This is a genomic window from Planktosalinus sp. (genome assembly GCF_059864935.1).
In genome coordinates, this window is sequence record NZ_JCBCCK010000064.1 from 1 (window position 1) to 11,253 (window position 11,253).

The window sequence follows — 11,253 nt, forward strand, 5'->3', positions numbered from 1 at the left end:
AGACGAATATGTTATGGGTGCTGGCAAAACCATCGAAATCCGCATCAAAGACAAAGAGGTGAGAGTAAGGGATTACGGTCGAGGAATCCCCCTGGGGAAAGTGGTTGACGTAGTTTCCAAAATGAATACCGGTGGTAAGTATGATACACGTGCCTTTAAAAAATCAGTCGGTTTAAATGGTGTGGGTACCAAAGCGGTTAATGCGCTCTCTTCTTTTTTCAGAGTAGAATCGGTGAGGGATAATCAAATAAAATATGCCGAGTTTGAGCAAGGAAATCTCCTCGCTGACCCAAACCCTGAAGAATCTGCTTCCCGTCGTGGAACAAAAGTGATTTTCATTCCGGATGAATCAATTTTTAAAAACTTTAGGTACCGCAATGAGTATGTTTCCAAAATGCTCAAAAACTATGTCTATCTCAATCGCGGATTGACCATCGACTTCAATGGGGAAAAATACTTTTCTGAAAACGGACTTAAAGATTTACTGGAAGAAAATATCCACCACGATGATATTTTGTATCCCATCATTCATTTAGAAGCCGAGGATATTGAAATCGCACTCACACACAGTAAAACCCAGTATAGTGAGGAATATCATTCTTTTGTGAATGGTCAAAACACCACACAAGGAGGAACACATTTAAATGCCTTCAGGGAAGCATTTGTCAAAACTATCAGGGAGTTTTACGGAAAAAATTTTGAAGCGAGCGATATCAGAAAATCCATTGTTTCGGCAATCAGCATCAAGGTGATGGAACCGGTTTTTGAAAGCCAGACCAAAACAAAACTGGGGTCGACAGATATGGGAGGCAACCTGCCCACCGTTCGCACATTCATTATTGACTTTGTAAAAAAACATTTAGACAATTACCTGCACAAAAACCCGGAAACGGCAGATAAATTGCAACGCAAAATCCTTCAGGCGGAACGCGAAAGAAAAGAACTTTCCGGGATTAGAAAATTAGCCAAAGAACGCGCCAAAAAAGCAAGTCTGCACAATAAAAAACTACGCGATTGCCGTGTTCACCTGCACGACACAAAATCTGAGAGGCAACTGGAAACAACCCTATTTATTACAGAAGGGGATTCCGCAAGTGGATCTATCACTAAAAGCCGCGATGTCAATACCCAAGCCGTTTTTAGCTTAAAAGGAAAACCTTTAAACAGTTACGGTTTGTCTAAAAAGATTGTATATGAAAACGAAGAGTTTAACCTGCTTCAAGCGGCATTAAACATTGAGGAAAGCATTGAAGACCTGCGTTACAACAACATCGTGATTGCAACAGATGCCGATGTGGACGGAATGCACATCAGGTTGCTGCTCATCACTTTCTTTTTACAGTTTTTCCCGGAAGTGATTAAAGAAGGACATTTATATATTTTGCAAACGCCGCTATTTCGCGTAAGAAATAAAAAAGAGACCATTTACTGCTATTCCGAACAGGAACGTGTTGATGCCATCGAAAAATTAAAACCAAAACCTGAAATCACCCGATTTAAAGGACTTGGTGAGATTTCACCCGATGAGTTCAAGCATTTTATTGGTCCCGACATTCGTCTTGATCCCGTCATGCTGGACAGAAACATGTCTATTGAAGAATTGTTGTCATTTTATATGGGAAAAAACACACCCGAAAGACAAGAATTTATAATTGACAACCTCAAAGTTGAATTGGATAGAGTAGAAGAACAAACGCCCGCGTAGGCGGGTGTCTCGTAACAAACACTCGCGTAAGCGGGTGTCTCGTGAAATAAAAGTAGTGTAAGAATAAAAAATTATGAGCGACGAGTTAAATAGCAACGAAGAAGAGTTTACTCCCATAGAAGAGAATACTACCGGCGACACCATCATCAAAGTCAACGGGATGTTTAAGGACTGGTTTCTGGATTATGCATCTTACGTAATCCTTGAACGTGCCGTTCCTGCTATTGAAGATGGATTTAAACCTGTTCAGCGCCGCATCATGCACTCTATGAAAGACCTGGACGACGGCCGTTACAACAAAGTGGCCAACATTGTGGGGCATACCATGCAATACCATCCTCATGGTGATGCGAGCATTGCTGACGCCATGGTGCAAATGGGCCAGAAAGACCTGCTTATCGACACTCAGGGAAACTGGGGAAACATCCTGACCGGCGACGGAGCAGCAGCATCCCGATATATTGAAGCCCGACTTTCAAAATTTGCTTTGGATGTTGTTTTTTACGCAAAAATAACTCCCTGGCAACTTTCTTACGACGGAAGAAGAAAAGAACCCATAAACTTCCCGGTTAAATTCCCGTTGTTACTTGCTCAAGGAGCTGAAGGGATTGCTGTAGGTCTTTCGACGAAAGTCTTGCCACATAATTTTATTGAACTCATTGATGCTTCTATAAAACACCTGCAAGGAAAGAAGTTCACTATTTTCCCTGATTTCCCAACAGGCGGTATCGCAGATGTCACTAATTACAACGATGGTTTACGAGGAGGAAAAGTGAGGACCAGAGCGAGAATCCAGCAATTGGACAAAAATACTTTGGTGATTACCGAAATTCCTTTTGGCACCAATACCACTTCCTTGATTGACTCCATCATTAAAGCCAATGAAAAAGGAAAAATCAAAATCAAAAAAATAGATGACAATACTTCAGCCGAAGTAGAAATTCAAATTCATTTGCCTTCGGGAATTTCACCTGATAAAACCATCGATGCACTTTATGCGTTTACGGCCTGCGAAACTTCCATTTCACCTTTAGGCTGTGTAATTGAAGACAACAAGCCCTTATTTGTTGGTGTTTCAGAAATGTTGAGACGCTCGACTGATAGGACTGTTGAACTGTTGAAAGCTGAACTTCAAATTCAACTAGACGAATTGGAAGAGCAATGGCATTTTGCTTCGCTGGAGCGCATTTTTATCGAAAAGAGAATTTACCGCGATATTGAAGAAGAAGAAACCTGGGAAGGAGTAATTCAGGCCATCGATAAAGGATTACAACCGCACATCAAGCACCTGAAAAGGGCTATCACAACTGATGACATCGTGAGGCTTACTGAAATTCGCATCAAGCGTATCTCCAAATTTGACATTGATAAAGCCCAGCAAAAAATTGATTCGCTTGAAGAGCAAATTGCACAAATAAAACACCATCTGGACAACCTGATTACTTTTGCCATTGATTATTTCAAAAGATTGAGAAAGGATTATGGCGAAGGCAGGGAGCGTAAAACCGAGTTGCGCATTTTTGATGATATCGAAGCCACAAAAGTGGTGATTAGAAACACAAAACTTTATGTGAACAGGGCGGAAGGTTTTGTGGGAACCGGTCTTAAAAAAGATGAGTATGTAACTGATTGCAGCGACATTGACGAAATAATTGTTTTTACCGAAGACGGAAAAATGATGGTCACCAAAGTGGATACCAAAACCTTTGTGGGTAAAAACATCATTCATGTTGCTGTTTACAAGAAAAAGGACAAACGCACTACTTACAATATGATATACAGGGATGGGGCAAAAGGAGCTTCTTACGTAAAACGTTTTTTTGTAACGGGAACCATAAGAGACAATGAGTATGATTTAACACAAGGCAATAAAGGCTCTCAAGTGGCTTATTTTACTGCTAATCCCAACGGCGAAGCCGAAATTGTCAACATACTTTTACGTCAATCAGGCAGCATTAAAAAACTAAAGTTTGAACTTGACTTTGCCGATATTTTAATAAAAGGAAGAAATTCAAAAGGAAATATCGTCACAAAACACTCCATCAAGCGAGTTGAGTTGAAGGAAAAAGGACTGTCAACGCTTAAACCCAGAAAAATCTGGTTTGACGATACCGTTCAAAGACTTAATCTGGACGAAAGAGGAGAATATCTTGGCGAATTTAAAAAAGACGACCGATTGCTTATTATCAATCAATCCGGGAAGTTAAAAACAGTGATTCCGGATGTTTTACTACGTTTTGATGACGATTTGGTAGTACTGGAAAAATGGAAACCCAAAAAACCCATTTCAGTGATTTACTGGGAAGGCGAAAAAGAAATTTTTTATGTCAAACGTTTCCTGGTTGAAAATGAAGATAAGGAAGAATTATTTATTTCTGAACATCCCAAGTCCTATCTTGAAATTGTGGCAACCGATTACAGACCTGTGGTTGAAGTCATTTTCAATAAACAAAAAGGCAAAGATCAAAAAGACAACCTTATTGTAAATCTTGAAGAATTTATCTCTGTCAAAGGCATTAACGCACAAGGAAATCAACTGACCAAAGAAAAAGTAAAACAAATCAATTTACTGGAACCTTTACCATTTGATGAACCTGAAGAAATTCCCGCTGAAGAAATGGAGGTGATTGACGAAATAGCGGTATCTCAAAATACAGAAGAACCTACTGTAAAAAAAGATTCAGACGACGAAGAACTTGATGAAAACGGACAAATCACTTTAAAACTGGATTAATCCACCCTTACGGCTGTACCGCGTTTCTTTTGAGTTTGGCCTACTATGCCGTATTCAAAAGTGTATTTGTTTCCTTCGGTTGTAAGGATTTTAATATGCACGGCCCGTTCTTCATCCATACTACGCGGATTGATTTTCTGCAAAATATATTCACAATTATTGATCCAACGAACAGAGGAAGTGTCTGCTCTTCCTCGGAAATAGTCGATTTCGATACTGTCATTCCGCACAAAAGTGGTTTTTAAAATTTCGTTGTCTATAAAAGCCTCAAATTCAAATGTTCCTGTTCTGAAATTTTCACATTTGCGTTCCGGGTTGTAGCAGGAAATAAAGAAGAGAAATAACGAAAAGAGTAAGAAATAACGCATTGCAAAGTTTTTTGCAAATTTCAGTAAAAAATGGGAAGTCTGCTAATTTTTATATTCCTTAAAAGTCCCGTCTTTATAAAAAATAATTACACGATCAATTTTTTCGTCTTTATTTTCTTTTCTGAATGATTCGACAGGAGGTACTACCTTCTTCAAAACAGTAGTTTCAGGCTCCTTGTCAAATAAAGATTTTTGACCAGTTTTTTCATCAGGGGCATCCGTTTCCGGAAATTCGCCTTTTCCATTCAATAACCAATAAAGTTTTACTTCCGGAAATTTTTCCAGAATTTTCATGACAAACTCAAGACTGGGTTTATTCCTTCCTGAAAGCAAATGTGAAATACTTGACCGATTAAAATCAATAGCATCTGCCAGGGCAGAAGAAGTCAACCCATAATAATCCATCACAATTTGTAACCTTTTAATAAAATCCTCGCTGTTTACCATTGTAATATAGTTAAGTTGAAAAGATGAGTTACAAATGTAATAATTTATACGAATATCATACAAAATTTCCGTATAAATATTTTAAAAATTGTAAATATATACTTTATCTAAACACAATTAAATAACTGATATAAAAATATATACATTAAAACTTGTTATTTAATTTATTTTTGTTTACAATTTACAATTATAAGTGAGTGCCGATCAAGAAAATAGTTACAATTGTAATTAAATGTTTGCAATTTATTGTTTACTTTTGTAAACTTTAGGTTGTTTACTTTTGTGAACATGAAAAATATATTTTCAGATATTCAATTCGATCAGTTTAAAGAACATAAACTTTCGGGCAGGTATATTACCCTTGATAGTATAGAACCAATCATTAAGAATTTAGATTCACAATTTCAAATTGAGATTGAAGGCTATTCTGAAGAAAATCGGCCTTTGTATTCTGTCACTTTTGGTTCGGGAGATTTTAAAGTTTTGATGTGGTCGCAAATGCATGGTAACGAATCAACCACTACAAAGGCCATCTTTGATTTTTTAAACTATTTGATAGCAGACGGAAATAATCAAGCACTGCTAAAGCAAAATTTTACATTTAAAATACTACCCATGCTCAATCCTGACGGTGCTTTGAGATACACTCGAGAAAATGCAAATGGTGTAGATTTAAACCGGGATGCCAAAAACAAATCACAAAGTGAAATGCAAACGATTTTTAATGTTTTTGAAAATTTTAAACCGGATTTATGCCTGAATATGCACGATCAAAGATCAATATTTTCTGTCGGAAATACCTCAAAATCAGCAGTGGTTTCGTTTTTAGCCCCATCGGCCGATCATTCAAAATCAATATCAGAATCGAGGGCTTTTGCCATGCAGCTTATAGCTTCAATGAACAATCAATTACAAATGCACATTCCCGGAAATGTGGGAAGATATAGTGACGAGTTTAACCCCAATTGTCTCGGCGACACCTTTCAGTCGTTAAACGTTCCTGCCGTGTTGTTTGAAGGTGGGCATTTCGGAAGTGATTACCAACGTGAGATTACAAGGGAGTATCTGTTCATGGCATTATTGAGTTTGATTGAAACGATATTAGATAAAGAGAATACGCTTCCCGATGTATCGGAATATTTTAAAATTCCGGAAAACGAAAAATTGTTTTTTGACATAATTATCAGAAATGCAACTCACTCAGGAAAAAAGACTGATGTAGCCATTCAATTTGAGGAAAGACTCGTTCAAAAAGACATTGAATTTACCCCCAAAGTAGCTAAAACAGGAGATTTAAGCTTGTTTTATGGTCATAAAATTATTGATGCAGCAAGCAAAGAATTAATAATTAACGATAAAAAAAGTATTTCCATTGATTCAGAAATCACTAAACTTGCAATCGATGGTAACAATATTTCAATGATTTAGTTATTTTTTAGTCTTTGTTTAAGAATATTTCTCAGTAATGAACTTATATTTGCAGAATAATCAATAAAAAATAAAAAAAAGACCAATGGCAAAATTTAAACTAGACAATGTCGATCACCAAATACTTGATATGCTGATTGATAATTCGAGAGTTCCTTTTACAGACATAGCTAAAAAACACAATGTTTCTGCAGGTACAATTCATGTAAGGGTAAAGAAAATGGAAGAAGCCGGCATAATAACCGGATCAACATTAATTGTAGATTACAAAAAACTGGGATATTCATTTATCGCCTATGTTGGAATTTATCTCAACAAAACTTCTCAAACTAAATTTGTTCTTGAACGTCTTAAAACCATCCCCAATGTAACCGTAGCTCATATAACAACCGGAAAATTCAATATTTTCTGCAAAATTAGGGCTAAAGGTACCTCTCACGCTAAAGATATCATTTATCAGATTGACGACATTGAAGGTGTTTTAAGAACCGAAACAATGATTTCATTAGAAGAAAGCATCAATGACAAAAAGCGCTTAATGCACGACATCTTTGACAACCAAGGCTAACATATCAACCGTAGAGTATGCTCCATTTTACCAAGGATATATTCAATTGGCCCCTGAAGGGTTAACCATAGAAAATGCTTTGAAACACAGTTTTGAAGCATTTTTTAGTTATTTCAACAGTCTTGACGAGAACAAGGGATTATACGGTTATGCGCCCGGAAAATGGACTTTAAAAGAAGTTTTTGTTCATTGCATCGATACTGAGAGAATCATGAGCTACAGAGCCCTTCGGTTTGCAAGAAACGACCAAACTGAGCTACCGGGTTTTGAACAAGATGATTATGTGCCTCAATCTGAAGCCAATTCAAGAAAAATGGCAGATCTGCTTGAAGAATATAAAACTTTGAGAAAATCAACAATCCAATTATTTAAATCGTTTAACGATGATGTTTTGAAAAGGGCAGGAGTGGCAAACGGCAACCCAATGTCAGTCAGGGCAGTAGGATTTATGATTTCAGGACATGAGTTGCACCACCTGAATGTTTGCAAGGAAAGGTATCAGTTAGACTAACTTTTCATCGTCTTCTTCTTCACGCTCAATTTCATCCAGCGTTTTTTCAGGTACCTCAAGGATGGATTCGGTGAAATCTTCGGGGTCATAATCGTCCTCAGCAAAGTTGGCCATAGAATTTACCAGTTTCGAACTGACTTTAACCAGGTAAATATCTTCGTCATTTCTTACCTCCACTGCCTCGATGATTTCACCCTTCAGGTTTTTAAAAGAAATAATGTCGCCATCATCATATCCAAAAGGATATTTTTCAACCAGAAGAGATAAAATTTCAGGGGTCAATTTTTTGAAATCAACGATGATCCGTTTCATAACTTTTGGGGAATGGTTATTTTGATTATAAAACTACATAATTTTTTTGTTCAACAAAATAGCTAATAGGATTTATGAAGTAGATTATTTTTATTCTAAATAGTAGCCAAATGCTTCTTTAATATGATTGTTTGAAACTTGTGTGTCTAAAACAGGGCTTCCAATAGTCTCCAGAAGCACAAAATTTATTTGTTGGTTTTTATTCTTTTTATCAAAAATAAGATAAGAAATAATAGCGTTAATTGATTCATTATTAAAATAAATAGTGTCAAAATATTTTTTGAAAATCAATTTTATTTCGTCAACTGATTTTTTCGGAAAACCCAGATAAGTATGAGAAAGGAAAGCCTCCAAAACCATCCCTATTGCAATGGCCTCACCGTGTAAAAGAGGTTTTATTTTCTTTCCTGAAAGTGAATAACTCTCAATAGCATGGCCCAAAGTGTGTCCAAAATTCAAGCTTTTTCGCAACCCGGTTTCATAATAATCCTGAGTGACAATATTATTTTTTATTTGGATAGACTCATAAATAATTTCTGAAATACCTGAAATTTCTAAAGTCATTTTAGCTGATATTAGTTTATTCCAGTAGTTCTCAGAATGAATAAGTCCATGTTTTAAAGCTTCAGCAATTCCGGAATTAAAATGATTTAACGGAAGTGTTTTTAAGTAGTTCTCATCAATAATGACCATTTTTGGATTTGCCATCACCCCAATCTGGTTTTTTAAAACACCCAGGTCAACTCCGGTTTTTCCACCAATTGAAGCATCAACCATAGCCAGTAGCGTAGTAGGGATGTTGATAAATGAAATTCCGCGCAAAAAAGTTGCAGCCACAAAACCACCCAAATCAGTTACAACACCGCCTCCCAGATTGATGATAAGTGATTTTCTATCAAAATTATTTTTTGATAACTGGCTCCAAACGTATAAGCAGGTTTCAAGGTTTTTGTTTTCTTCGCCTTGATTGATACATATCTCTAGTGGTTTTGAGTCATAAACAAGACGGGAAATAAATAGATTTTTGCAAAATTTAGAAGTATTTGTATCAGTAATTACTGCAATTTTTGAAGGTTGAAATTCTTCAATAAACTGATTTAAAGAATTGTATCCTGCTTTATTAAAATAAATGGAATAACTACCTGCAATAATGGACACCATGATGCCTTAAATAAAAATTTTTACCAAGTGAAAATAAGGATAAATACTAAAAAACCGATGAAATTCTCAGTATATTTGCAATTCAAATACCTGTGCTTTTATGGCTTCACAAAATCTCTTCGAAAACACTGAAGTTGCCTTCTCCCTAAAATCTGACTCCGAACTTGAACGCGCCTATTTCCTGTTTAAAATGATAGGAAACGAGCCTCTGGTGAAAATCGGTACGGCGGCAACAAAATTTGCTTTAAACGTCAATTTGCCGGTTGAGGGCCTTATTCGTTCCACAGTTTTTGATCATTTTTGCGGCGGGGTCAATGAAGAAGACTGTTTGCCGGTAGTTGATAAAATGTATGCCAAAGGGGTATATTCAGTTTTGGATTATTCTGTTGAAGGAAAGAACCTGGAAATGTCGTTTGACATTGCAACAGATAAAGTACTTCGTTTAACCGAATTTGCCGAAAACAAAGAAGAAATGCCATTTTCTGTCTTTAAACCCACCGGTTTTGGAAGGCTTGAAGTGTACAGAAAAATTACAGAAAAAGAAGAGCTCACCACAGTTGAACGCATTGAATGGGAAAAAATCACCGAGCGTTTTGATAAAGTTTGTAAAATGTGTTCAGATACCGGTGTTGCATTGCTAATAGATTCTGAAGAAAGCTGGATGCAGGAAGCCGTTGATGATTTGATTCTGGACATGATGCGAAAATACAACAAAGAAGAGGTAGTTGTTTTCAATACGTTACAATGTTATCGATGGGACAGATTGGATTATTTGAAACAAGTCCACAATATTTCCAAAGAAGAAGGTTTTAAGCTTGGCTTTAAAATCGTAAGAGGTGCATACCTTGAAAAAGAAAACAAAAGGGCAGAGGAGAAGGGATATAAAACCCCAATTTGTGCCACTAAATCTGCAACAGATGATAACTTCAATGCCATTCAGGAGTATATTTTAAGCAATCTCGATACCATTCATTTATTTATCGGAACCCATAATGAACAAAGCACATTATTGGCGATGGAGTTTATGAAAAAAAACAATATTGCACGTGATGATAAGCGGGTTTGGTTTGGACAATTGTACGGAATGAGCGATCACATCAGTTTTAATCTGGCTATGGAAGGTTATAATGTTGCCAAATACCTGCCATTCGGTCCCGTGAAAGATGTAATGCCCTACTTAATCAGGCGTGCAGAAGAAAACACCTCAGTAGCCGGACAAACCAGCAGGGAGTTGAGTCTATTGAAAAGAGAAAAGGAGAGACGAAAACTTTAATCGGTTTCAGCCAGCGAAATAATTATTGCGTGGTCTTCACAGTTTTCAACTTCCAGACGCAGCGATTTCTCATCTTTTTTGCCGGTAATGACATATAAATTGCAAACTTCACGATGGTCGGTTTCGCTTTCGCCAAAGCGGACACGACCTCGTTCCAGAAGGTAAGAAACATAAGAAGTGTCCAGGTTTTTCTCTTGAATTTTTGCTAAAACATCTTCTGAATAAATTTTTGGCTTCAATCGGATATTTTTTTTCACTCGTGCATTGGGGCTGTAATCACAGCTTGCTCCTTTTTTGTTCAAAAAGAAAAACAAAAAGATCAAACCAATAGAAAACCCAAACAAATAGTAGGCGAGACGATGTATAAATTTCATTTTTAGAGAATAATCAGGTTGATGTCACTATATGGCATATCAAACCAGTCTGAAATGGATTTGTTTGTTAAAATGCCGCGGTAAAAGTACACACCATTTTTTAAACCATTGTCAAAACGGATGGCATTTTCCAGTCCACCTGATTCTGCAATATCCAATAAATAGGAAGTAAAGATGTTACTAATTGATATTGAGGCAGTTTTAGGATACCTTGCGGGAATATTGGGCACACCATAATGAATGACACCGTTTTTAATAATTGTTGGATTGTCATGAGAAGTCATTTCAGAAGTTTCAAAACACCCTCCTGTATCAATGCTAACATCAATAATTACAGCACCTTTTTTCATATTCTCAACCATTGTAGTGGAA

11 protein-coding genes and 1 pseudogene are annotated in these 11,253 nt (G+C 36.6%); 6 read left to right on the plus strand and 6 right to left on the minus strand.

Going from position 1 to position 11,253, the window contains the following annotated elements; translation table 11 throughout:
• Both AC6F75_RS02870 and AC6F75_RS02875 read left to right on the plus strand, forming a co-directional pair.
• A partial coding sequence (locus tag AC6F75_RS02870) for a toprim domain-containing protein (RefSeq protein ID WP_500713445.1) occupies positions 1 to 1,705 on the plus strand: 1,705 nt, incomplete at its 5' end.
• 73 nt (positions 1,706 to 1,778) lie between these two features.
• Positions 1,779 to 4,439, plus strand: a complete 2,661-nt coding sequence (locus AC6F75_RS02875; RefSeq protein ID WP_500713446.1) for a DNA gyrase/topoisomerase IV subunit A — start codon at positions 1,779 to 1,781, stop codon at positions 4,437 to 4,439.
• Here AC6F75_RS02875 and AC6F75_RS02880 read toward each other — a convergent pair.
• Together AC6F75_RS02880 and AC6F75_RS02885 are read right to left on the minus strand one after the other, a co-directional pair.
• On the minus strand, positions 4,436 to 4,807 hold the full coding sequence (locus tag AC6F75_RS02880; RefSeq protein WP_500713447.1) for a DNA topoisomerase IV: 372 nt from the start codon (positions 4,805 to 4,807) through the stop codon (positions 4,436 to 4,438). The genes AC6F75_RS02875 and AC6F75_RS02880 overlap by 4 nt on opposite strands.
• A 42-nt stretch (positions 4,808 to 4,849) precedes the next feature.
• Positions 4,850 to 5,254 (minus strand): helix-turn-helix domain-containing protein, encoded by a 405-nt coding sequence (locus tag AC6F75_RS02885; RefSeq protein WP_500713448.1) that lies wholly within the window; start codon positions 5,252 to 5,254, stop codon positions 4,850 to 4,852.
• A 288-nt stretch (positions 5,255 to 5,542) separates the two neighbouring features.
• Between AC6F75_RS02885 and AC6F75_RS02890 the strand changes: the two genes are divergently transcribed.
• The 3 genes from AC6F75_RS02890 (at position 5,543) to AC6F75_RS02900 (ending at position 7,761) form a co-directional block, all read left to right on the plus strand.
• Positions 5,543 to 6,682, plus strand: a complete 1,140-nt coding sequence (locus AC6F75_RS02890; protein WP_500713449.1) for a M14 family zinc carboxypeptidase — start codon at positions 5,543 to 5,545, stop codon at positions 6,680 to 6,682.
• 85 nt (positions 6,683 to 6,767) lie between these two features.
• Positions 6,768 to 7,250: a winged helix-turn-helix transcriptional regulator gene (locus tag AC6F75_RS02895; protein ID WP_500713450.1), complete on the plus strand. Its 483-nt coding sequence runs from the start codon at positions 6,768 to 6,770 to the stop codon at positions 7,248 to 7,250.
• On the plus strand, positions 7,234 to 7,761 hold the full coding sequence (locus AC6F75_RS02900; RefSeq protein ID WP_500713451.1) for a DinB family protein: 528 nt from the start codon (positions 7,234 to 7,236) through the stop codon (positions 7,759 to 7,761). The genes AC6F75_RS02895 and AC6F75_RS02900 overlap by 17 nt, the downstream gene beginning before the upstream one ends.
• On the opposite strand, the gene AC6F75_RS02905 is transcribed toward AC6F75_RS02900, so the two are convergent.
• Together AC6F75_RS02905 and aroB are read right to left on the minus strand one after the other, a co-directional pair.
• The gene (locus AC6F75_RS02905) at positions 7,753 to 8,073 is read right to left on the minus strand and encodes a hypothetical protein (RefSeq protein ID WP_500713452.1); all 321 of its coding nucleotides are present in this window, start codon (positions 8,071 to 8,073) and stop codon (positions 7,753 to 7,755) included. The two genes, AC6F75_RS02900 and AC6F75_RS02905, sit on opposite strands and share 9 nt — an antisense overlap.
• Before the next feature lie 90 nt (positions 8,074 to 8,163).
• Positions 8,164 to 9,234: a 3-dehydroquinate synthase gene (gene aroB / locus AC6F75_RS02910; RefSeq protein WP_500713453.1), complete on the minus strand. Its 1,071-nt coding sequence runs from the start codon at positions 9,232 to 9,234 to the stop codon at positions 8,164 to 8,166.
• A 100-nt stretch (positions 9,235 to 9,334) separates the two neighbouring features.
• Here aroB and AC6F75_RS02915 point away from each other — a divergent pair, with 100 nt between their 5' ends.
• Complete coding sequence (locus AC6F75_RS02915) at positions 9,335 to 10,507, plus strand: proline dehydrogenase family protein (RefSeq protein ID WP_500713454.1); 1,173 nt, start codon at positions 9,335 to 9,337, stop codon at positions 10,505 to 10,507.
• Here AC6F75_RS02915 and AC6F75_RS02920 read toward each other — a convergent pair.
• Both AC6F75_RS02920 and AC6F75_RS02925 read right to left on the minus strand, forming a co-directional pair.
• Complete coding sequence (locus AC6F75_RS02920) at positions 10,504 to 10,881, minus strand: hypothetical protein (RefSeq protein WP_500713455.1); 378 nt, start codon at positions 10,879 to 10,881, stop codon at positions 10,504 to 10,506. The genes AC6F75_RS02915 and AC6F75_RS02920 overlap by 4 nt on opposite strands.
• A gap of 2 nt (positions 10,882 to 10,883) precedes the next feature.
• A pseudogene (locus tag AC6F75_RS02925) lies at positions 10,884 to 11,253 on the minus strand (alanine dehydrogenase); the annotation flags it as partial.